A 21,752-nucleotide genomic window follows, 5' to 3' on the forward strand; every position below is an offset into this window, starting at 1 on the left:
ATTCCTCCTCTAATTCTGCATAACCTTCTAATTTGCTTGCGAGTAGTACAATGGATTTGAAATGAAGAGAAGGAGGTTTTTGGTTATGGTGAAAGAATCTTTGATTTTCCGGGAAGACATGACGATTGAAGAAATAAGTGAGGTGGCGAACCGTTATATTGAGTCTAAGTGGAGGTCTATGTACGAATCCATGTATGAGCAACTGACGGCTGCTTTTGCTGATATTGAAGATGCGGCGTATGGTCTTTATTTGGATCAGCTTATGCCATTCTTATTCGACCAGTTAGAGTATGCAGGCTTCAGCACGGTGGAGAAGCTCAATGAGAATGATTTTGTTATCGGCAAGCGCCTGATTTTCCGAAACTCTCTCGAAAAATGGGGTACGGGGGACAACAGATCGAGAATATTTTGGAACGTAATCTATGACAAGCAAGGCAGTCCAATTGGCACCATACTGACGGAAATTCCCCATTCTCATTTGAAATTCGACATACCTTCCGCACCGGTCATTTACTCGCTGCGGGAGAGTGTCCGGGAGCAAGTCTTGCAAGGCATCCGGCGAATAAAGGAATCAGGCTGAGTTCAATAGAAAAGAGATAGATCTCAAATGGGTAACTGCATCCTGTAGAATAGGAGGGGATTGAAAAATGAGTGAGAACAGCAAAGAAATCATCGAGCGTTATATTGAGGCCTACGATTCATTTGATATTGAAGGCATGCTTAGGCTTTTGCATGAAGGGGTCCTGTTTAGGAACTTTCCAATGGTGAAATCGATACGGAGACGAGAGGGATACCTGAATTTAGGGAGTCGGCGGAAAAGTCTGCAGAGATTTTCTCTAGCTGATGCCAAACGATCACTCACTATAGCGCTGTTCCCGGCAAAGCCGAGGTGCAAGTTGTTATGAAGCCATATTGTCGGCAGATTTACCCAATGGTTTGAAAAAGGGAGATAAGCTTCAGCTGGAGGGGAAGAATGTATTTGAAATTCAGGAAGGGAAAATATCGGTCATTGAAGATATAGTTAAGTAGCTTCGGTATTGGGCTACGCTTTCGTTGTAGTTAGTGCTTTTCTAACTTGTATATTAATTTTTTCCAAAGTATAGTATACATATATTTTCATCTATTTTCATATATTAGGGAGAGATGAAGTTTGAAGAAAAAAACGATGGCCACAATTTTAGGAGTAACGATTTTGGCAAGTATGAGCACTGGAGCATATGCAGCGACAAAGCTGCAAGAAATTAAAGCATACTTGAATCCCGGTGTGAAAGTTAAAGTAAATGGGACACTCGTGCAGCTAAAGGATGCTAAAGGAAGTGCAATCGTACCTATCGAGTACAAAAATAGCAACTACGTTCCAGCGAGGGCGATAGCAGATGCACTAGGTGTAGCCGTCGATTATGACCCAGCCACACAAACGATTATTTTTGGAGAGAAGGTCGAAGGCACGGCTTTGTCTGTTGGCTTCGATGATATGTATTACACGAAAGACCCGGCCTTTACTTCCTATAAGGGCAAGGATTACAAAGAAGCTTATTTCAATAATGGTACTGGAGACCGCAGCGTCAACTTTATGCTGCATCCTAATAAACAGTATCAAACGCTTCAACTGCAAATTGCAGCTATCGGCTCCGACCTTAAGAATATTACCGTTAAAGATACGAAAAAAGATGTTATCCTAAAAGAAGTACAGCTTATTAAAGCGGAGGATGGCTTGACAACGATTGAGGTTAACATTGGCGGAGTTGAAGAATTGTTTGTTGAAGGCAGTATTTCTAGCGGGGGCACTGTGTTTATTCCGCTAACAACTTCGCAATATAAATAACACAAAAAAGGCAGGAAGCTCCTCTTATAAAGGGGCTACCTGCCTTTTCACATTCCCTATTCCTTCTCCGCTAGCGCAAATTCCCGATACGCCGAAGGCGTCATCCCGACGACCTTCTTAAAGGCGGAGTAGAAGTGGCTGCTGTTAACGTAGCCGCATATTTCCGCTACGTCGCTTACTTTATGCTCATCGTTCTTTAGCAGTTCCTTCGCCTTACCGATACGGACTTTGCGGATGTACTCACCGGAATTGATGCCGGTCATTTCCTTGAACAGCTTGGAGAAATAGTTGGGCGTATAACCCGCGACTTCAGCGAGCATCTCGACGCTTAGGTTGCTGTCGGAATAGTTGTTCTGAATGTATTGGATCGTTTCCTCGATTTTACGGTAAAATTTATTCTCTTTGAGATGCTGAATGCTTTCAAGGCTCTTCTGGTACTCATCGAACTGAGTCAGCAGCCAATGCTTCGCTTGGCCGAGCGTCTCCATCTCCGTAAAGATGAGGTTCAGCTCTCCAAAACGCATCCCCAGCTTTTTATTCTCATCGTTAAGCATCTGATTCATCTGCGTAATGCAGACGAGCAGCACATGGAAGAGCGCCTGCATCGCGTCTGCATGGACGTATCCCCGCAGCAAGGCAGCCATATTCTCTAAGCCTTCCACGAACCGTTCCCGGTCGTTACGCTTAATTGCGGCCGTCAGACTTTGCTCAATCTCGGTAGGGAGGTCGAAGCTATGCGCCAGCATCTCCTCTACGTATTGCGGGTAGATAATGCGGTTCAACCCCAGCACGAATCGCTGCTTGACCATCTCTTGAGCTTGAAGGTAAGCGTTCGGGCAATCCCCCCACGCGTCGATTGGATTGCTAATCCCAATCGTAATGGTGATGTCCAGCGTAACGGCAATGGAATCTTTAACGCTGGACAACTTGGCAAGCAGATGGGGGAAGCCATCCTCGACGCTTTCCGATTCGTTGATGAGCAGTACGATTTCACCCTTAGGCATCTGCAGTGCCTCGTAGCGGAACTCGTCGTTCAACAGCTCCGTCACGCTCTGGAACAGAACGGATTCGAGCACCATGGCGCTTTGTCCATCCAGCTGCGAATACCCGTCAATCTTAATGACGCACAGCAGCAGCCGGTCGAAGTCGATGCGCAGCTTGAAGTCCTCTGAGCTTTGGCTGGCGGCAGACTCGGGTTCATCGGCAATCAGTTTCTTCCGGAGGAAGTTGTTTTTCATCAGCTGCTGGCTGTCGCGATTTTTGTTCTCGAGCGACTGCATATGCTGCAGCGTTTCGGTGTAGACCTGACTAATCAAGGAAATGTCGTTCGACGCTGTACTGCCGACATTGAACTGTGAGCCTTTGAACAGCTCGGTAAGCCGTTGTACGGGATTATACAGCTTTTTCGAGATAAGGAATATCAGCGCCAGACACAACAACAAAATAGAGAGACATACGCCAAGCAGTTCATTCCGTTTGTCTTGAATCGGTTGTATCAGGCTCTGATAGGGCGTAGACCCGAGAACGTACCAGCCGGTCGTCCGGTTGATGACGAATGTGGTTAGCGTTCGGTCATTCCCTTTCTTGTTGATGACATCGCCCGACTCAGCGATTGAATTCTTCACCGCTTGGAACGACGGGGTATCCTTGATGTTTTGGCCGATTTCATCAATATTGCTGTGTGCGACTAGATTGCCGTCTGCATCGACGAGCATCAGCAGATCGCCGTTCTTGGACAAGTAGTCGCGGACGAGCAGATCGTCGTTCAGGTTAATGACAACGGTCTGCTGCTCGCCGTTTACACTGCGGTTCGTGTATTCCATGCTAATGATATATTTTGCTTTTTTATCAGTAAGGAAGGATGGAGGCACTTCCGATTCTTTCAAACGGGTCAAATAGATGGTACGCGAGTCGTTTACGCTCTTCTGGAACGAAGCGTCTCGTTTCAAGTAGCTTTCCACATCAAAGCCAGGCTCACCTTCGACGATATTTTCTTGAAGGACGGAGTTATATACAAAGATGGAATGAATGTAAGGATTGATCTGACGGATGTTGGAAATTTGAAGCCGGGCTTTGTTAGTCGTTAAAGCATCATGGGACCGGGAAGACAAGAAGAGCTCAATGTCCATATTGATCTCAAGATTTAAGAAAATCTGATCCATCTCTTTAAATAGATTGTCGACATTCTCACTTAGCATCTCCAGACCCTTTACCTGCTCGCGGGAGATCTGGCTGTACAGCGTCGTGGAATATAGGTTGGAGAAGATTAACGTAATCGTCACGATGACGATCATGACCAAAATCGTGAACGACAAGAGTGTACGTACGAATAAGGAATTATTCTTGAGTCTGAACCATGAGAGCACCTGACTGCCTCCCTCCCTTGCAATATAAGCGCTACCAATTCACGTTTACTAGTATAGACAAAAACGATCGCGAATGGCTAGTAAAAAGCTGCCATTCGCGATCGCTGCAAGTTTTCGTGAACGCTTGGAGCGATTCAGTTCGGTTTACTTCGTCAAGTAAGCGTCCAGTTGTTTTTGAACTTCGGCTACGATTTTGTCCGTGCCTGCATCTTTCTCTTTCGTAATGAAGTTCATAACATCTTTATCGACATCTTTAATGTTGATGCCTGTCATCAAGAGAAGGCCAAGCTCGCTCAGAATTTGCTCACGCTTCGCGCTCTCCGTCTTGATGCTCGACTGATCCGGAACGAAGTAGTTAATCGTCGAGACGATATTGTTCGGACGGTTGATGAATGCATCGTATTGCTTGAAGTAGTTAGCTGTGCGCGAGGAGTCTTCCTTCTGGAACTCTGTGCGCCAGAAGCCCCATTGGCCTGCCCAGTCCAGATAGTTCGTAGGCTGACCATTGCCTTGGCCGTCCATGTAGGATACTTTGCGTCCGTCAGCTTTGTACGTTTTGTCTACAATACCATACATAACGGCATCATACAGTTTCTCGTTTGTTGTAAGCTGCTCGAGGAACATGATCGCTCTTTCCGGATTGGCAGCATTTTTGTTAATTGCAACTGCGTTGCCGAGAGGGGATTCAAGAACCCATTTGCTGTCCGGATAGAACTCGGACCATACTTTAACTGCACCTTGCTCAGCGATTTGCGGTTTGAATGTGTTCGGATTTTCGAGAATACCGCCGTCGATTTGGTTGATTGCTGCGCCCATTGTACCTGCGCTGAAGTCGCCTTCTGTACCTTTTGTCGCCAGCAGGTTTTTAGGGATGATGCCATTTTCGTTCCATTTTTTCATGTATGTTACGTACTCTTTGAATGCTTCGGTTTGCTCCCAAGGGATTACCGTATGCTTCGGATCATCGATTTTGACAACGAGTCCGTGGAAGTTCAGATCCTCATAGCCGTATTTCTCTTGGAACACGCGGCTGATATCGCCGAACCAGTTGTCCGGACGGAACGAGATAGGAAGAATCGCAGGGTCTGCCTTTTTCATCGCATGAAGCATAGCGTCCAGGTCTTCTACAGTCTCGACTTTATCTTTCGCATAGCCGCCTTTGGCTGCCAGATCACCACGGTACCATACGATCGGTTTGCTTGTTTTCTTGATCGTCCATGGAGCTGCATAGACGCGGTCGTTAACTTTGATTGGATCAAGCAGGTTGTTGTCGGTGTATTGCTTATACAGCGTTGGCGCATATTCCGGAAGCAGGTCGGTGATGTCCAGGTAGCCGCCGCGGTTCATCGCATTCGGGAAGTCGAGCCAGTTGCCGTCAAAGTTCAGATCATAGTTGTCACCGGAAGATTGGAGCAGCTTCATTTTGTTCTTGAAGTCATTCCAGTTGACATAGTTGATTTCGAACTTGGCGTTCAGCGTGTCCTTCGTTAATTCGGATACATACTGCCATACTTCATCGGTAGCTTGGGGCTTATCGCCCGGGAAGTAGAAGCGGAGTGTTACAGGCTTCAATTGTCCGTCCTTCGAAGCGCTTTCATTCTTGGTATTTCCTTTGCCGGACGAGTTGTTGCCATCATTGCCGCTGCCGCAAGCGGTCAGCGAGAAAGCGAGGACGGCTGCAAGTATACCAGCTGCGATGCGTTTCGTGTTGATCTTCATGTGAAATCCCCCTGTTCATTCTTATTTATTATGTGCTTCACGGCTGCTGCCGATCAAGCCGAAAGTTGGGGATGGGCATCGCATTGGAAGCAAATGTCCGATGTTGCCCATCCGGCGGGGCAGCCGTTTAACCTTTGACCGCGCCCATCATAAGACCTTTGACAAAATACTTTTGCAGGAACGGATAGAGGAAAATGATCGGTCCGATCGTAACGATCGTAGCGGCCATCTTAACGCTCTCGCGAGGTACCATCTGATCGCTGCCCGTCGACAATACGCTGGAATTCGCGAGGTAATCGACGTTGGAGACGATTGTTCGCAGCATTAATTGCAGCGGTTGAAGATCGGTTTTGTCGATCAGCATCAGTCCGAGCCACCAGTCGTTCCAGTAGGCAAGACCGATGAATAGGCCAACCGATGCGAATACGGGAACCGACAGCGGGACAATGATGGACAAAAGCGTGCGAACTTCGCTGGCTCCGTCGATTTTGGCCGATTCATGCATTTCCTCAGGTATCGACGAGAAGTAATTGCGCATTAGGAATATGTTGAAGCCATTCACCAGTGATGGAAGAATGAGCGCCCACAAATTGTTGTGGAGATGCAGGTATTTGACGTTAATGATGTACCAAGGCACCATGCCGCCGTTGAACAAGAGCGTAAGCAGCACATAGCCGGAAATAAAACGGCGGTATTTCAGCCGGCGCAGCGAGATCGGATAGGCGATCATGGCGCTAATAATCAAGCTGGCTACTGTACCGATGACGGTGACAAGGCTCGTAACCTTGTAGCCGGTTAGTACGACGTCCATCCGCTGGAATAGAAACCGGTAGGCGTTAAAGTCGAAGTTTTTCGGAAAAATGTTGTAGCCGTGCATCAGAATATCCGTTTCCCGTGTCATTGAGCTTGATAAAATAATGATGAACGGAATGATGCACAACAACGAAACGATCGTCATGAATGCATATAGAATCACTTCTCCCGCTTGAAGAGAACGACGGGTGTTCATAGTAGCACCTCCATAAGGGCAAGTTTGTCTTTTTAGAATAGGGTGGAGTCGCTTTCGTACTTGCGGGCAACACGGTTGCTGACGTAGACAAGCACAAATGCCAGTACAGACTGATAGAAGCTGGCAGCGGCCGCCATGCCCATGTCTCCCGAGCCCTTCAAGCTGCGGAATACGAAGGTGTCGATAACGTCTACGGTTGAATAGAGCTGCGCGCTGTCGCCAACGAGCGAGTAGAACATGCCGAAGTCCGAGTTCATAATGTGACCGATCGCAAGCAGCGTCAGGACAATGATAGTTGGACGAAGCAATGGAATCGTGATGAACCAAATTTGCTGCATTTTCGTAGCGCCGTCTATCCGGGCGGATTCGTACAGCGTATGGTCAATACCAGTCAGCGTCGCGAGATAAATAATGCTGTTGTAACCGACGCCCTTCCAGATGAAAATAATCAGAATGATGAACGGCCATGCGTTCGGGTTCGAATACCAGTCAACCTTGTCGAAGCCGAACTTGACGAGCAGCTCGCTCAGCATGCCATGCTCATAGCTCAAGAAGTTGTAGGCGAACACGCCGACGACGATCCAGGAGATGAAATACGGCAGCAGCGTGAGTGATTGTGCAGTCCGTTTGAACCAAGTGGCTCGAATTTCATTGAATAGAATCGCAATCCCAACGTTCACGATCGTGCCGACTAAGATGAACATCAGGTTCAATAGGATCGTATTGCGTGTGACGCTTAACCAGTTATCCGAAGTGAAGAAGAACCGGAAGTTCTCATAAATGGGATGCATCCATGGGCTGGCGAATATGCCGTTGCTCAAGTTAAAGTCTTTGAAGGCGATGATGATACCGGCCATTGGGAAGTAATTGAATAGTAATAGAAGGATCATGGCTGGAATGCTCATTAGGTATAGGGCTTTGTGTTTGGATAGTTCACGCAACAATGAATCTTCACTCTCCGTTCATAGGTGGCCTGTTGTGCCGGTTTGAATCCGTTTACAATTCAACGGTATCATGCAGGGGAGCGGATATATACTTCATGTTTCGATGATTTTATTGGATTTTCTAAGATTCCGGAGCATTCAATTGCTACGATTTTGTTGTTATATTACGCTTAAAATGCATGAAAACCGCGGTTTGTAAGCGTTTTTACGCGAAGAGTGAATGCGATGATGTATCGTCTGAAATTTCACGCCTTATTTTCGAGAAAATAGTTGCAATAACATCCTATCTGGCGTATATTGAAATTAGTTGCAATAGCATTCTATTTGGGGAGGAGGAAAAATCGAATGGAATCGGAATCGCATGGACATTACATCTCGGCGATTTATCGTCATATGCAGGTGTTCATCTCAGCTGAGCTGGCACCGTACCGGATCGGGAGCGGCCAGTATATTTTTCTAATGGCGATTGCGAATCAGCAGCCAACGACACAGAAGAAGCTAAGCGAGAAGCTGCTCATCGATAAGACGACTACTGCGAAGGCTATCGCGAAGCTGGAGGCGGAGGGGTATGTGAAGAGGGAGCCTGATCCTGCGGATAACCGCTATCAGATGCTTTTTTTGACAGAGTCGGGTATTGAGGTCGTACCAAAGGTTCAAGAAGTGCTGAATCGCGTGAAGGGCAAGTCCAAGGGAAGCATGAGTGAAGAGGAGTATGAGCTGTTGTTGGGTCTGCTGAAAAATGTGCTTCGCAATATAACCGAATGATACTTGGGAGGGTGTAAAAAGATGATTGCACAACCTTTTATCGCAGTGGAAAACTGCAAGGATGAAATCCAGTATTATCAAAGTGTTTTTGGCGGCGAGATCTCTATTCTCCGAAAGCAAGGGGAAGAGGTGCTGAACGCCGATCTGCTTGTTGACGGAGCAAGCCTTAAGTTTGCGGATACGAAGGCAGCGAAGCCGGTACAAAAGGGCGACTATGTACGAGTGTTTCTCAAGATCGATACGGAGGAAGCATTCCGGAGGATATATGATGAGTTTGCAGCAAGCGGGACGGTTCAGACGGAGGTGTACGAAGCTCCGTTCAATGGACTGCTCGGTATTGTGACCGACCGGAATGGTGTATGCTGGGTATTGTCGTTTTATCGCGATTAGTCCGAGGCGAGGACGCGGGGCTCCGATTTAGGGGGCATAGCCTTTATGGCAGATGAAGAATAGCGGGTTGAGCGGTTGTTGGGGCTGAAGATTCGCGTTGTGAGTGTTGATTACAGTAACAAAATGCAAAAGTGCAGGCTGATGGGGCTGAAAAGGCTCCTATTGGCGTTCAAAATGTAAAAATACATTTGAAACGGCCGTTTTTCGCTCTATGGAGTCATTTTGGGCCAATCAAAATGCACTTTTGCATGTTGAAACGGTAAATCGTCGTAAATGCGGCTTACAACCTGCACTTTTACATTTTGATTGGCAGCACGGGACAAGCAGTGGCTGGCCGGGCCGTCAAAGAGGGGGCAGCGGTATCGTCCCAGTCCCAGAATCTTGCTATATAAAAAAAGAGGAGCCGCGAATGCGGCTCCTTCCTCTTAACGCTTAATGGCGGCTTAACGGCTGCTGACCAGGAACAGGTCGCCAAATGCTTCCGGATCCTTGAAGCCGATACCGCTGTTGTACTCAACCCAACCCATCCGGCCTTCGCCGTCGTTGTTGTTAACGAGCAGAGAGAACTTTAATTGCTGGCCCTCTAAAGGTTCGGTAACGCCAAGTTCCTCCCAAGGCAGCGCCAGCTCATAGGTGGTCGTTCCATCTTTATGAGTGATCCCAGTCTTCAAGTCGTCAATCTCTCCAAGCTTAAAGGACGGCGGACTCAGCCAGCGGAAAGTCGAGGTGGAGCCGTCATCATGGAGTGCAGCACCAAACTCATGAACGCCCAGGAAGCCTCCTGACCCGTCAGTGACTCGAAAAGAAACCTGCAAGCTGTCGCCCATATAGATGTTAAACGGTGTCTCACGCTGTACGTGGTGCTCGTCTTTGATTTGCAGAGCCAGATATACATGATCCTTATCCCATGAAATCCAGCCTTGCCCGCCAAAATTCTCCGGACTGCTGTAGTCCTGTATGCGAAGCTGAGACGGGCGATTGAGCGGGAACGGATGCGATAGATTCCACTCATCAAGTGAACCGTCAATGGTGAGCGGCTGTTTCTGTTTTTCCGCGACATAGGTGTAAGTGACAAGAGCCGATTCCTGCAGAACCGCACCTGCATTATCGCTAACGGTTGCCTCTTCCGGTTCGTCTGAATAGAAGGGCAGTGTGGCACTTATTTTTTGATTGGGCTGGATGGTATCTAGTGAATAAGGCTTCTGATGATTTTCTTTAGACTCAAAGCTGCGTAAGCTCCATTTGCCCTGAAGCGGGCGAGGAGACAGATTAACGATGTCCATACGTGTGTGTACTTGCCCGCTCACTTGATCATAGAATGGCGTACGTGTGAAGCTCAGCGGTTCAAGGACATGGATATACGCAGATAACGGCGCAGAACCTGCATCTGTCCGCAACAGTATCGGATAGAGCCCTGCTTTTACATTTGCGGGAACCTGAATGTGAACTTCTGTCTGGTCATTAGAGGCTTCGGAATTCGCTAGCTTCCATCCGTCCGGCAGGGTCGTCTTTAGTTTGAGCTTTGCAGGGGGCTGCTCCCCTTGTTTAACGAATGATATTTTGGCGATGTCGCCTGCAAAAGCTTGAACCTCAATTTGTTCGGGCAGCAGAGCGTGTTTGGATGCTGGGAGGGCATTGTGCAGGAAGCTGACGGTTGATTGCACAACTTGATCCCAGTATTTAGAATCTTGATAGTTATGCCCGCCGCCCTCTAGTGTAATCAGCTGCTGATAAATGCCCGCCTTGCTTAATCGCTCGGACAGGAGCAGGCTTTGATTATAAGGAACCGTCATATCAGACGTGCCATGAATAATAATCGTGGCTGGGAATTTTTCATGAATGCTGGTAATTGAGGCAGGGCCATAGAGATCAATTACTGCAAACAGCTGAACAGCATCCTGTGGCGTTGTCCCATGCTGATTAGCGAAATCTACGGCTAGCAAGCCTCCTGCTGAATCCCCGCCAATTGCTGTGGTGCGGGTATCGAAACGGTAAGTCTTCTGATTTTGACTAAGCCAGTTGATGGCATCTTCAATATCTGCGAGCGCATCCGCTATCGTTCCTTCCTGATCAGACTGCAGATTGGCCCGAAGGCGATAATTGACGGAGGCTACGACATATCCGCGGCTCGCCCATTGTTCGGAAATAGCCTTTGCGTCCCGTTTGTCTCCAGAGTTAAAGCCTCCGCCATGAATGAACACGATGAGGGGACAAGCTGTGTTTCCTTTCTGTACAGGTTCGTACAAATCGAGTGCCAGCGCCTCTTCTTTGCCTTGATAATTGGATTTGTTGGCATAGACAAGTTCCTTGTGCAGCTTAACCTCGAACTTAGGCTCCAGCAGACCTCCTCCTTCACTGTTGTTTAAACTCTGAAAATCTACGAATCGCCATAGCAGTAAAATGACAGCTGCCAATGCTGCAAACCATACAATGATTAGCCTTTTTCTCCCCAAGTCCATTCCTCCCTTTCCTTGCATTATTTCAATTTTTCCTAAAATATGTAAGGTACTGTGTTGCGCAAATGATGTTCAATATTACGCATATCAGGAGCATTGCTGGAAATGCTCTAATTGGATATATTTATATAATGCCAACAACTAGGCCCGCTAAGAGACTGTCTATGCTTTTGCTCGCTGCCTGTCTTTTTATTGCACGAATTGTCAGGCCTCTGCTACTATGCAATGTTAAGCTCCTTATGAAAGGAGGGGACGGTATGGATTGGCTTCAACGCATGAATCTCGCCATCGACTATATTGAGGACAACTTAGAACATGATATTGATTACGAACAGATTGCTAGAATCGCGGTTTGCTCCGTCTATCAATTTCAGCGTATGTTCTCGTTTGTTATCGAAATGCCTTTATCCGAATATATAAGGCGCAGACGGCTAACGCTTGCAGCTTTTGACCTGCAGGACAAGAAGAACAGGGTGACAGATATCGCCTTGAAATATGGCTATGAAACGCCGGAATCCTTCTCACGGGCTTTCCACAATTTGCACGGAATGACGCCTACTTCAGCGCGGCAGGCAGGCAGCCGGTTAAAAGCCTATCCGCGCCTCTCCTTTCAAATTACGTTAAAGGGAGTTGCTGAGATGATTTATCGCATTGAGGTACGGGAAGCTTTTCAAGTATATGGACTAGAAGATGTATATGGAATGGACACGATTGCGAACGGGGAAGGGGTATCGATCCCGGAGGTTTGGCAGAACATCAGCAATAATGGCGAGTTTGACCGACTGGAACAGTCGGTCATCGGAGATTGGAGAGCGGAAGGCCATTTCAGCCATGAGCTTGGGGCGGTATTCGCATTCGATTCCTATAAGTTCACAAGCAATACTACATTCCCTTATCTGATCGGATGCTATAAGTCGGCGCAAAGCAAGGCCGATGGCTATACCGTTGTGGATGTTCCAGCTTCTTCTTGGGCGGTGTTCTCCACCTTAAATGACGGGAATGGCAGCGGCAAGTATGATTTGAGTGCATTGCGCAACCGGATTTTTTCCGAATGGCTGCAAACCTCGAAGTACAACATCATTGATGGTGGTAATTTTGAAATGTATTGCACCAATCAGGACGGCTATGAGTATTGCGAATTATGGTACCGGATCGAGGAAAAGTAATCATCTGAGACAAAGGGCTGTGGCAGGCGGGGCAAGAGATCTGCTGCAGTCCTCTTTGGTTTGGCAGGGGGAAGTCTGTATTGCGACGGGAACGCACGTTTGGTAAAATGAAGTAAAATCCATAATCAGAGGTGAGGAAATGGATATTGCGATTGAGCTGATCGACAGTATGCTGGTCAAATTCAGATCCGAGAAGAAATGGACGCTTCAAGCTATTGCGCAGCTGTCAGAAGAGGATATTACTTGGTCGCCGAATGCGGACAGCAATAGCATTGCTAATCTGGTCGCTCACATTCATGGCTGTGTACACTCGCGAATCGAGACCATCTTTCTCGATATTCCCGATGCTAGAGACAGAGACGGGGAATTCGAACGCGGACTTCAGATGTCGCAAGAAGAAGCTTATGACCGGACCATGAAAGCATTCGACATCATCATTCAATATCTCGAACATCTCCGCTCCAAGCCGGAATTAGTCATGTCGCAGCCCTTTCTCAATCGCCCGCCTCTTACATACAGCCAAGTCAATAATGAGACAACGGTTCTGAACCTGATGATCGCGATGGTTAGAGAGGTTCATTATCATACCGGACAAATCATATATGCTGCAAAAGTTAGAAAGGGACAGCTTGAATGGCACTACGATTAAAGAAGTCTAACAGAGGATGTATGCAATGAAACTGGGGAGGCTCTTGTCGATTATCATATTGCTGCTGAATCGCCGTATGGTGCAGGCCAAGGAGCTTGCTGAGCGGTTCGAGGTTTCGGTGCGGACCATATATCGGGATATCGATGCGATTAACCGGGCTGGAATTCCTGTCGTTACCTATCAGGGAACGAACGGAGGGATTGGACTTGCGGAAGGCTATCGTTTGGACCGCAATGTATTGACCAATGACGAGCTCGCTGCCATCATCACGGCATTGCAAAGCATCGCAACCACATACGGCAGCGAACAGAACCTTCAATTAATGGAAAAAATCAATAGCGTTGTACCTTCTTCATCTTCCGAGGATTTCCGGCACAAGACGAACCGCGTGCTGATCGACCACTCGCCTTGGGACGGGAATGAAAGTTTGCAGCCCAAGCTGGTTTTATTAAAGGAGGCAGTAGACAGTTGCCTCGTGGCAGGGTTCACTTATTCCAATGCCAGCGGAGAAATATCGCATCGGATAGTGGAGCCGCACCGCCTCATTCTGAAAGGGAGACAATGGTATCTGCAAGCCTACTGTCTGGAGAAGATGGAATTCAGGCTGTTCAAGCTGAAGAGAATGAAGGACGTGACGATCGACAGGGAGCAGACCTTTTCCCGCCGGGAGCTTCCCGCTCAGGATAGCTTAGCAGGGAAGACGGTAAATGAACCCTCTACGGCTATAGAGTTCATCCTGCGTTTTCAGGCTGACTCTCGTCATTTGGCCCAGGAATACTTCGGTATAGAGGAGCTTGTACCGACGGCTGATGGCAGCTGGCAAGTGAAGAAGGCTTACCCGGAGGATGAATGGCTGTACAGCTTCATTCTTGGTTTTGGCCATCATGTCGAGGTGCTTGAGCCCCTTCATTTGCGGGAGACGATTGCCAGCCGTGCAGAACAAATTGTGAAAATATACAGGAACGAACAAGCAACCTGACAGTCAGTTGTCAGGTTGCTTGTTTTATACTGGGCTCATCAAACAAAAGGGAGATTGATAAGCGATGAACCAACCTAATCAGCATATTGAACCTGCAAGGATTGAGGAGATTCCTTCCTTCACACTGGCCGGAATTAGCGCCGTCACGACAAATGCGGCGGAACTAAGCGGCAATGGCAAAATCGGCAAGCTGTTTGAGCAATTTTACTCACGCAATATTGGAGGACAATTGGCTGACCATGTCGAGAAGCCCGGTCTGTATAGCTGCTACTTCAATTATGAACAGGGCGATGCCGGACAATATGAAGTCATGGTCAGCGTGCCGGTAGTGCAGGACGGACAAGAACAATATCCCGAAACGGTTACGACGTTCACCGTTCCAACTGCCGCCTATGCCGTATTCATCACAGAGCGGGGGCCTGTCATCGAGAAGGTGCAGCAAGCATGGGCCGGCATCTGGCAATGGTCACGGCAGCCCGGCAATGAGCGGGCGTTTACAGGCGATTTCGAGTTATATGATCTGGATATTGATCTGAATGATGGGCAAGTGGAGATTTATATCGCCATCAAGCGGTAGTCCAATGAATCAAACCGGTCATACCGATATTCGAGGAGCATATGTCCAATAACAATATTGGGCATCTTCCCGATCCAAGTTGAATCCTAGCTTTGTCAGCACGCCTGAACTTCCAATATTGCCCGGCTCGCATCTGGCGACGATGCCTTGAACTGTCTCCTGCTGCAATGCCCAATCGATGAGGGCTTGTGCGGCTTCGACAGCATAGCCTTTGCGGCGGCAGCTTTCATTTGTAGCAAAACCGATCTCGATGATGCCGCTCGCATTAGGTTCGCCTAGAAAACCAGTACCGCCAACGATTTCCAGTGTATCTTTTTCAGCGATGACCCAGGAATCGAAGCCTCTCGTTCCGTTATTCCGAATAAGAAGCTCGCGAAAGTAGGGGATGGCATCGTGGAAATCCGCAGCGGGCCATTCGCCATTCGTCTTAAATCCTATGGCTTCAATAGCTTGCGTATCCCGCTTGGCTGCCGCCTCTAAGAGCCGGAGATCAATAGTTTGAACAACTAACCGTGTGGTTTCTAATTTCATAGGAGCATTCACCTTTCTTTATTATTGAATTCTGGAACGATCAACAGTCATTTTATTGACGCTATTCCTCACTCCTTTCCTGTACTAGAATGCAACTAAAAAACGGCGAATGAACGAGAGTTCATTTGCCGTCATTAGTTAGAATAGGACCCTGAATACGCCTGGAAAATAAATAAACCGTGCTGAAATCAGCACGGATCGTGGCGCTACAGGGATATACTACCCCAGGCTTTAAATGATCTCCGCTGTTCTTAACAAATCATCTGGCGAAGAAACTAAACTTAATAACACATAGCCAAATTTGACTATGCGCCGCGCTTCTCACAACCAGTTATACGATAGCATCGTTAAGAACAACAAATCTCTCCTTAGGGTTAGATGAGCTTATTATATGCAGACGCTTTAAAGGTGTCAATTAATCTTCTGCTTCATGTCTATCTGCCTGAATTTAAGGCAACAACGCCAGAAATGACTTTGAAGCAGCCGAGAGGGGAACCCCTCGAAGTGTGGCAATTCCGATATGGCGCTCTGGCAATGGCGGATCTAATTGAATTTCAACGAGCTCCCCTGCATTCAATTCTTCCGTTATGAAGTCGCGAATAACGAAGGATAGACCGAAGCCCCGTACAGCGAACTGGACAAGGAGATCAATACTTCCGAGTTCAAACTCAGGAGTAATGGTCATCTGATTAGAGGCGAAAAAATCATCCACATACTTCCTTGTGCTCCCGCCTTGCTCCAGCAGCAACAGCGGATACTGTTGAATGGAAGTCAAAGGGAGGGTGGAACCCGCCAAATGAGAAAATTCTCTGCCGCCTACCAGACAGTCCTGAATGGATGAGCTCTCTCGAATATCGATCTGTTTATCCGACACGGGCAAGTTCACAATGCCAAAATCAATCGCTCCTTCTTTTATGAGTAAAAGGGTCTCTGGTGTCGTTCTGTTGGTTACATGAATGCGGATATTCGGGTATTGCTTGTGATAACGTTCAAGATAGGGCAGCAAATAATGCTTACACAAGGTATCACTTGCTCCAATATGAATCTCCCCGCTATTTAAATCATGCATTTCTGCAATAGCGTTCTCGCCTAACTCAACATGGTGAAAAGCTTGATTAATATAGCGGAATAAAACCTCGCCCTCTGCTGTTAGATGTACACCTTTAGACGTCCGGAAAAATAAAGGGCCTCCTAATTTATCCTCCAATTGCTTAATTGTTTGACTGACGGCAGGCTGTGTAATATGAAGATGAGCTGCCGCCTTCGTCAAGCTTCCAGTCTTCGCTACCCAGTAGAAACAGCGATACCATTCTAAATTTATATCCATATCCATTACCTCACGTTATGACAGGTATAATTAACATTAATTTTTCTAATATCAATGTCATGATTATAATCAACCATGTAGTTCATTACAATGTTTAGAGGAGGCTGTCTCTTGACGGTAACAGCGATTGTAGGAGCGAATTGGGGAGACGAAGGAAAAGGGAAAATGACCGATGTGCTGGCTGAAAAGTCGGCTTATGTTGTTCGTTTTCAAGGCGGGAGCAATGCAGGACACACTATAATTAACGAGTACGGCAAGTTTGCGCTGCATATGCTGCCCTCCGGTGTGTTTTATCCTTCTGTTACAAATATTATTGGGCCTGGAACCGCGCTAGATATTGGCGTGTTGAAGCGGGAATTGCAAATGCTAGCTGAACGAGGTGTGCCCGAACCAAAGCTGTATATTTCGGAACGAGCCCAAGTTGTGCTGCCTGTTCATCGGCTATTCGATGAGCTTGAAGAGGAAAGGCTGGGTGCACGAGGATTCGGTTCAACGAAGCAGGGTATTGCACCATTTTATGCAGATAAGTATGCGAAGCTTGGCATTCAGGTTTCTGATCTATTCGACCATGACCGGCTGCAGATTCGGCTTGAACAATCGCTGGTCTCGAAAAATATTTTGCTTGAGCATTTATATGGGAAACAACCCGTACAAGCAGTTGATTTGATGGCAGAGCTGGCGAGGGAAGCGGAATATTTGCTTCCGTTTGTCACAAATACAACAGTATTATTACAAGAAGCTAATGACAACGGAGACACTATATTGCTCGAAGGACAATTAGGGGCGCTGCGTGACCCAGATCATGGCATCTATCCATACTCAACTTCATCATCCACTCTTGCCGGTTACGCCCCGATTGGGGCCGGACTGTCTGCATCCTCAATCTCTAACGTCATTGCTGTTGTTAAGGCTTATTCCAGTTGTGTCGGCGCAGGGCCATTCGTGAGTGAAATAACAGGTAATGAAGCGGAGGAGCTTCGGAAGCGGGGTGGCGATGCTGGGGAATATGGCGCATTAACTGGTCGTCCAAGACGAATGGGATGGTTTGATGGCATAGCCACTCGATATGGCTGCTTAATGCAAGGAGCAACTGAGGTCGTGCTGACGAATCTTGATGTACTCGGGTATTTGGATGAAATTCCGGTTTGTACTGCCTATGAGCTTGAAGACGGGACGATCACAGACAAATTCCCAATGACGAATAAGCTGTACGCAGCCAAACCGATTTTAACAAGTCTGCCCGGCTGGCAATGTGATATCTCTCAAGTGAAGAGGTTCGAAGATTTGCCAGAGCAGGCAAGAGGGTACGTTGACTTTGTTGAATCGGCTATTGGAGTGAAAGTGACCACTGTATCTGTTGGGCCAAGACGTGAGCAGGTTATTGTGCGTTAGGTGACAGCTGCTGATATTTGGAATCATATGTGTAAAATATAAATAACCCGCAAGCAGACACTCCATAAAGTGTCCGCCTTGCGGGTTATATCTTTTACACGCGATAGACAACAGCCTCATAAGGCTGCAACTCCATCACATTCTCTTGATTGGTTCTTCCAGCATAGTTGCTGATCACGATCTCGCCCAGCTTCGTGACGCCGCAGTCGGCTACATTGATACCAGCTGGCTGCTCCGAGATATTCAGCAGAACGAGCCATGACTCGTCACCCAGTGTTCTCGTATAGGCGTAAATCTGATCATGCTCATCCAGATAAGTGGTGAAGCTGCCGTATACCATCACTTCATTGCGCTTGCGCAGCTCGATGAGCTTCTTATAATAGTAGAAAATTGAATTCGGATCGCTCAAAGCCTGCTCTACGTTGATACTCGCATAATTCGGATTAACGGCGATCCACGGCTGTCCCTCGGTGAAGCCGCCTTGCGGCGAGCTGTTCCACTGCATTGGCGTACGCGAGTTGTCGCGTGACAAATGCTGCAGCTCCTTCAGCACTTCCTCCGGATCACGGCCTTTGCCGACTTCTTCCGCGTACTTGTTCTTCATCGAGATATCGTTGTACTCGTCGATGGAGGAGAAGCGAATACCCGTCATGCCGATTTCCTCGCCTTGGTATACATACGGCATGCCCGGCAAGGTATGAATGAGGGTAGCAAAGCAGGTAGCGGACTGCTCCCGGTATTCGGCATCATTGCCGAAGCGCGTCACGACCCGGGTATGGTCATGGTTGTTCAGGAACTGGGAGTTCCAGCCCTTGCCCCACAAGCCGTCATACCAGCGCGCTTGAATTTGCTTGAAGCGCTGCATATCCCAATGCGCCATATAGTCGCATACTTCAAAATGGAACATCGTATTCAATTCTTTCCGTCCCTCGCCGACGTATAGCACACCGTCTTCCGGACTTACGAACGGAATTTCACCGACAGTGAATGCATCATAATGCTTGAGCACCTTGTCATGCATTTCTTGCAAATATTCATGAATGCCCGGGTTATTGCCCAGATAGGAAATATCGGTAGGGTTCTCGGCATCGGGAAAGCCCGGAAGCTTGGCAAGCAGATTGATAACGTCCATCCGGAAGCCGTCGATGCCTTTGTCGAGCCAGAATCGCATCATGTCATAGATTTCTTCGCGAACCTTCTCGTTCTCCCAGTTAAGATCGGGCTGTTCTTTGGAGAAAGAGTGGAAGTAGTACTCATCAGTCGTATCGTCATAGGTCCAGGTGGACGGAGCAAAGTAAGAACGCCAGTTGTTCGTCTCTTTGCGCCAGATGTAATAATCTCGCTTCGGGTTGTCGATGGCGGAGCGTGACTCCTTGAACCAGTTATGCTGATCCGAGGTGTGGTTCACGACAAGGTCCATAATCAGCTTCATCCCGCGATCATGAACAGCGGACAACAGTTTGTCGAAGGTGGCCATCGTTCCGGCTTTTGGCATAATCGAGCGGTAATCCGAAATATCATAGCCATTGTCCACATCCGGCGATTCATAGCATGGGTTGAGCCACAGGACATCTACGCCTAAGCTTTGAATGTAATCCAGCTTCTGATAGACGCCTTCCAGATCGCCATATCCATCGCCGTTGCTGTCATAATAGCTGCGCCAATAGGCTTGATAGACTACAGCTTCTTTCCACCAGGTTTTGTTCATGTTGTTATCTTCCCCTTCTCACTCCAACCGCATAGCTCCGTCTTACTGCGGAACCACGTTCATGCAGGTCGTATTTCGTCTTTAATCTTGTATTTAAGCTGGGATGCAATGAATAAGGTGCAATCTCCAACCGAATTGCGGTTTGTTTTTCTGCTTACTTCACTGCACCTTCAGCCACTCCTTTAATGATGTGTTTTTGCGCTGTGAAATAGAAGATGACAACCGGAATGATCGACAGCGTCAGTCCTGCCATCGCGAGATTCCATACAATCGTAAACTCTCCAAAGAAGTAGAACGTAGAGAGCGGTATCGTCCGCAAGCCTTTATCCGAGAGCGTCAAGGATGGGAGCAGGTAGTCATTCCACATCATAATGACGTCCAGAATCGCTACGGTAATGGTGATCGTCTTCAGCATCGGGAATACGATCCGCCAGAATACGCCGAATTTGGTGCAGCCGTCCAATGTAGCAGCTTCTTCAAGCGCAATCGGTACGGATTTGATAAAACCGTGATACAGGAACACGGCCATGCTGGCGTGGAAGCCGACGTTCATGAAGATGAGGCCGCCATGCGTATTCAGCATCGGAATATGCAGTGTCGTGCCAATCCAGCCCATGACCTGCATCAATGGCATCATCAGCGTCTGGAACGGAATAAGCATCGTCGATACGAGCACCATGAAAATAATCTGGCTCAGCCTGTTGTTGGTACGAACGAGCATCCATGCGGTCATAGAAGCGAGTACAACGATGAACAGCAGAGAGACGAGCGTAACGAACAGCGAGTTGCCGAAGGCCGTCATGAAGTTCATCTTCTGCATCGCTTGCGCATAGTACTCGAAGCTGAAGGAGGATGGCAATGCCAGTGCATTCTCATACAGCTCGGAACGGGTCTTGAACGAGTTGACGATCATGATGTAGATCGGCGACAAGAAGAGGAGTGCGATAACGACAAGCAAAGCTTCCAGAATCCATTTGCCTGTTTTCTTCATTACATCTGCACCTCTCTTTTCTTCGTGATGTACACCTGGACGAGTGTAACTGCGGCTACGAGCACGAAGAAGAGAATCGCTTTCGCTTGACCGATACCGTAACGGCTATAGCCGAAGATTTCGTTGAAGATGTTCATCGCGAACATTTCAGTAGAGTTGACCGGACCGCCGCCCGTGAGCGACAGGTTGACATCGAATATTTTGAATGCGCCGGAAAGCGTCAAGAATAGGCAAATCGTAAAGGATGGCATGAGCAGCGGGAAAATAATTTTGGTCAATTTATGCCAAGCATTGGCACCATCGACCTTCGCCGCTTCCATCAGGTCGTCGGGAATCCCTTGAATTCCCGCAATGTAAATGATCATCGTATAGCCCGCCATTTGCCATGCGAACACGATCGCAATCGCATACAGCGCGTAATCGGGATTAAGCAGCCAGTTGAAGAAAACGCTGCCCATGCCGGTATTTTCGCCGATATAATTGAACACATCTGTAAAGATGAACTTCCAGATATAACCGAGAATCAGACCGCCGATGAGATTCGGCATAAAAAACAGCGTTCTAGCAATGTTGCTCGTGCGCAGCTTTGATGTCACAAGCAGAGAGAGGGCGAGGCCCATAATATTAACAATGACAAGCGCTAAAAAGGTAAATTTAATCGTCAGCCAAGCTGACTTCATGAACCGGTCGTCTTGAAAGACGTGGACGTAGTTGTCGAAGCCCACGAATACCTTCGGGTTGGCCGGAATGCCGTCCCAGCTAATGAAGGAATAGTAGATGCCTATGGCAAACGGCACAAGGACGACGATGGAAAAGATGAGGAGCAGTGGTGCTGTAAATAGAGCGTACCAGGCTCTATTTTTGATCGCTTTCATATGCATTCACTCATTTCGGAGTAATTTCGATCAATTCATATTGAGGTTCAAAGAGAGAAAACTAACCTGACAAGCAGGTTAGT

The 21,752-nt window shown here is 47.7% G+C and carries 19 protein-coding genes; 9 read left to right on the forward strand and 10 right to left on the reverse strand.

The window, feature by feature from the left end:
* Window positions 1-85 precede the first annotated feature (85 nt).
* Together ACFVVF_RS20765 and ACFVVF_RS20770 are read left to right on the forward strand one after the other, a co-directional pair.
* Window positions 86-580, forward strand: coding sequence for a DUF6022 family protein (locus tag ACFVVF_RS20765; protein WP_387813791.1), 495 nt, complete (start codon window positions 86-88; stop codon window positions 578-580).
* 585 nt (window positions 581-1,165) lie between these two features.
* Window positions 1,166-1,825 (forward strand): stalk domain-containing protein, encoded by a 660-nt coding sequence (locus ACFVVF_RS20770; protein WP_387813793.1) that lies wholly within the window; start codon window positions 1,166-1,168, stop codon window positions 1,823-1,825.
* Between the two features lie 56 nt (window positions 1,826-1,881).
* Here the strand turns inward: ACFVVF_RS20770 and ACFVVF_RS20775 are convergent, their stop codons facing one another.
* The 4 genes from ACFVVF_RS20775 to ACFVVF_RS20790 all read right to left on the reverse strand — a co-directional run bounded on the left by ACFVVF_RS20775 (window position 1,882) and on the right by ACFVVF_RS20790 (window position 7,776).
* Window positions 1,882-4,191 (reverse strand): AraC family transcriptional regulator, encoded by a 2,310-nt coding sequence (locus tag ACFVVF_RS20775; RefSeq protein WP_387813795.1) that lies wholly within the window; start codon window positions 4,189-4,191, stop codon window positions 1,882-1,884.
* Between the two features lie 144 nt (window positions 4,192-4,335).
* Complete coding sequence (locus ACFVVF_RS20780) at window positions 4,336-5,910, reverse strand: extracellular solute-binding protein (RefSeq protein WP_387813797.1); 1,575 nt, start codon at window positions 5,908-5,910, stop codon at window positions 4,336-4,338.
* A gap of 127 nt (window positions 5,911-6,037) precedes the next feature.
* The gene (locus ACFVVF_RS20785) at window positions 6,038-6,919 is read right to left on the reverse strand and encodes a carbohydrate ABC transporter permease (RefSeq protein WP_387813799.1); all 882 of its coding nucleotides are present in this window, start codon (window positions 6,917-6,919) and stop codon (window positions 6,038-6,040) included.
* A 32-nt stretch (window positions 6,920-6,951) separates the two neighbouring features.
* The gene (locus ACFVVF_RS20790; RefSeq protein ID WP_387813801.1) at window positions 6,952-7,776 is read right to left on the reverse strand and encodes an ABC transporter permease; all 825 of its coding nucleotides are present in this window, start codon (window positions 7,774-7,776) and stop codon (window positions 6,952-6,954) included.
* A 432-nt stretch (window positions 7,777-8,208) separates the two neighbouring features.
* On the opposite strand from ACFVVF_RS20790, the gene ACFVVF_RS20795 reads away from it, so the two are divergent.
* Together ACFVVF_RS20795 and ACFVVF_RS20800 are read left to right on the forward strand one after the other, a co-directional pair.
* Window positions 8,209-8,628: a MarR family winged helix-turn-helix transcriptional regulator gene (locus tag ACFVVF_RS20795; protein WP_387813803.1), complete on the forward strand. Its 420-nt coding sequence runs from the start codon at window positions 8,209-8,211 to the stop codon at window positions 8,626-8,628.
* Window positions 8,629-8,649: 21 nt separating this feature from the next.
* A complete protein-coding gene (locus ACFVVF_RS20800) occupies window positions 8,650-9,018 on the forward strand; it encodes a VOC family protein (RefSeq protein WP_387813805.1) in 369 nt (122 codons plus the stop codon).
* 443 nt (window positions 9,019-9,461) lie between these two features.
* Here the strand turns inward: ACFVVF_RS20800 and ACFVVF_RS20805 are convergent, their stop codons facing one another.
* Window positions 9,462-11,471 (reverse strand): prolyl oligopeptidase family serine peptidase, encoded by a 2,010-nt coding sequence (locus ACFVVF_RS20805; protein ID WP_387813807.1) that lies wholly within the window; start codon window positions 11,469-11,471, stop codon window positions 9,462-9,464.
* Between the two features lie 260 nt (window positions 11,472-11,731).
* On the opposite strand from ACFVVF_RS20805, the gene ACFVVF_RS20810 reads away from it, so the two are divergent.
* The 4 genes from ACFVVF_RS20810 to ACFVVF_RS20825 all read left to right on the forward strand — a co-directional run bounded on the left by ACFVVF_RS20810 (window position 11,732) and on the right by ACFVVF_RS20825 (window position 14,845).
* Window positions 11,732-12,640, forward strand: a complete 909-nt coding sequence (locus ACFVVF_RS20810) for an AraC family transcriptional regulator (RefSeq protein WP_387813809.1) — start codon at window positions 11,732-11,734, stop codon at window positions 12,638-12,640.
* A gap of 139 nt (window positions 12,641-12,779) precedes the next feature.
* Window positions 12,780-13,289, forward strand: coding sequence for a DUF1572 family protein (locus ACFVVF_RS20815; protein WP_387813811.1), 510 nt, complete (start codon window positions 12,780-12,782; stop codon window positions 13,287-13,289).
* Between the two features lie 25 nt (window positions 13,290-13,314).
* Window positions 13,315-14,268, forward strand: a complete 954-nt coding sequence (locus ACFVVF_RS20820) for a helix-turn-helix transcriptional regulator (protein WP_387813813.1) — start codon at window positions 13,315-13,317, stop codon at window positions 14,266-14,268.
* A gap of 64 nt (window positions 14,269-14,332) precedes the next feature.
* Window positions 14,333-14,845 (forward strand): GyrI-like domain-containing protein, encoded by a 513-nt coding sequence (locus ACFVVF_RS20825; RefSeq protein ID WP_387813815.1) that lies wholly within the window; start codon window positions 14,333-14,335, stop codon window positions 14,843-14,845.
* 18 nt (window positions 14,846-14,863) lie between these two features.
* Here ACFVVF_RS20825 and ACFVVF_RS20830 read toward each other — a convergent pair whose 3' ends face one another.
* Together ACFVVF_RS20830 and ACFVVF_RS20835 are read right to left on the reverse strand one after the other, a co-directional pair.
* Entirely contained in the window at window positions 14,864-15,376 is a 513-nt protein-coding gene (locus tag ACFVVF_RS20830; RefSeq protein WP_387813817.1) for a GNAT family N-acetyltransferase, read from the reverse strand.
* Between the two features lie 448 nt (window positions 15,377-15,824).
* A complete protein-coding gene (locus ACFVVF_RS20835; protein ID WP_387813819.1) occupies window positions 15,825-16,703 on the reverse strand; it encodes a LysR family transcriptional regulator in 879 nt (292 codons plus the stop codon).
* Between the two features lie 111 nt (window positions 16,704-16,814).
* Between ACFVVF_RS20835 and ACFVVF_RS20840 the strand changes: the two genes are divergently transcribed.
* Window positions 16,815-18,095 (forward strand): adenylosuccinate synthase, encoded by a 1,281-nt coding sequence (locus ACFVVF_RS20840; RefSeq protein ID WP_387813820.1) that lies wholly within the window; start codon window positions 16,815-16,817, stop codon window positions 18,093-18,095.
* A 94-nt stretch (window positions 18,096-18,189) separates the two neighbouring features.
* Here ACFVVF_RS20840 and ACFVVF_RS20845 read toward each other — a convergent pair whose 3' ends face one another.
* From ACFVVF_RS20845 to ACFVVF_RS20855, 3 genes are all read right to left on the reverse strand, one after another.
* A complete protein-coding gene (locus tag ACFVVF_RS20845; protein WP_387813822.1) occupies window positions 18,190-19,803 on the reverse strand; it encodes a glycoside hydrolase family 13 protein in 1,614 nt (537 codons plus the stop codon).
* A gap of 154 nt (window positions 19,804-19,957) precedes the next feature.
* Entirely contained in the window at window positions 19,958-20,794 is an 837-nt protein-coding gene (locus ACFVVF_RS20850) for a carbohydrate ABC transporter permease (protein ID WP_387813823.1), read from the reverse strand.
* Window positions 20,794-21,669 (reverse strand): carbohydrate ABC transporter permease, encoded by an 876-nt coding sequence (locus tag ACFVVF_RS20855; protein WP_387813825.1) that lies wholly within the window; start codon window positions 21,667-21,669, stop codon window positions 20,794-20,796. Before ACFVVF_RS20855 ends, ACFVVF_RS20850 begins: the two co-directional genes overlap by 1 nt.
* Window positions 21,670-21,752: the final 83 nt, after the last annotated feature.

Origin of the sequence: Paenibacillus sp. NPDC058174 (assembly GCF_042883865.1) — a bacterium.
Lineage (GTDB): Bacteria > Bacillota > Bacilli > Paenibacillales > Paenibacillaceae > Pristimantibacillus.

Excerpts from the sequence above, each read along its gene's own strand:
- ACFVVF_RS20765 (WP_387813791.1), top strand. The coding sequence starts at position 86 with ATGGTGAAAGAATCTTTGATTTTCCGGGAAGACATGACGATTGAAGAA.
- ACFVVF_RS20770 (WP_387813793.1), top strand. The coding sequence starts at position 1,166 with ATGGCCACAATTTTAGGAGTAACGATTTTGGCAAGTATGAGCACTGGA.
- ACFVVF_RS20780 (WP_387813797.1), bottom strand. The coding sequence starts at position 5,910 with ATGAAGATCAACACGAAACGCATCGCAGCTGGTATACTTGCAGCCGTC.
- ACFVVF_RS20785 (WP_387813799.1), bottom strand. The coding sequence starts at position 6,919 with ATGAACACCCGTCGTTCTCTTCAAGCGGGAGAAGTGATTCTATATGCA.
- ACFVVF_RS20790 (WP_387813801.1), bottom strand. The coding sequence starts at position 7,776 with ATGGCCGGTATCATCATCGCCTTCAAAGACTTTAACTTGAGCAACGGC.
- ACFVVF_RS20795 (WP_387813803.1), top strand. The coding sequence starts at position 8,209 with ATGGAATCGGAATCGCATGGACATTACATCTCGGCGATTTATCGTCAT.
- ACFVVF_RS20800 (WP_387813805.1), top strand. The coding sequence starts at position 8,650 with ATGATTGCACAACCTTTTATCGCAGTGGAAAACTGCAAGGATGAAATC.
- ACFVVF_RS20810 (WP_387813809.1), top strand. The coding sequence starts at position 11,732 with ATGGATTGGCTTCAACGCATGAATCTCGCCATCGACTATATTGAGGAC.
- ACFVVF_RS20815 (WP_387813811.1), top strand. The coding sequence starts at position 12,780 with ATGGATATTGCGATTGAGCTGATCGACAGTATGCTGGTCAAATTCAGA.
- ACFVVF_RS20820 (WP_387813813.1), top strand. The coding sequence starts at position 13,315 with ATGAAACTGGGGAGGCTCTTGTCGATTATCATATTGCTGCTGAATCGC.
- ACFVVF_RS20825 (WP_387813815.1), top strand. The coding sequence starts at position 14,333 with ATGAACCAACCTAATCAGCATATTGAACCTGCAAGGATTGAGGAGATT.
- ACFVVF_RS20830 (WP_387813817.1), bottom strand. The coding sequence starts at position 15,376 with ATGAAATTAGAAACCACACGGTTAGTTGTTCAAACTATTGATCTCCGG.
- ACFVVF_RS20835 (WP_387813819.1), bottom strand. The coding sequence starts at position 16,703 with ATGGATATAAATTTAGAATGGTATCGCTGTTTCTACTGGGTAGCGAAG.
- ACFVVF_RS20845 (WP_387813822.1), bottom strand. The coding sequence starts at position 19,803 with ATGAACAAAACCTGGTGGAAAGAAGCTGTAGTCTATCAAGCCTATTGG.
- ACFVVF_RS20850 (WP_387813823.1), bottom strand. The coding sequence starts at position 20,794 with ATGAAGAAAACAGGCAAATGGATTCTGGAAGCTTTGCTTGTCGTTATC.
- ACFVVF_RS20855 (WP_387813825.1), bottom strand. The coding sequence starts at position 21,669 with ATGAAAGCGATCAAAAATAGAGCCTGGTACGCTCTATTTACAGCACCA.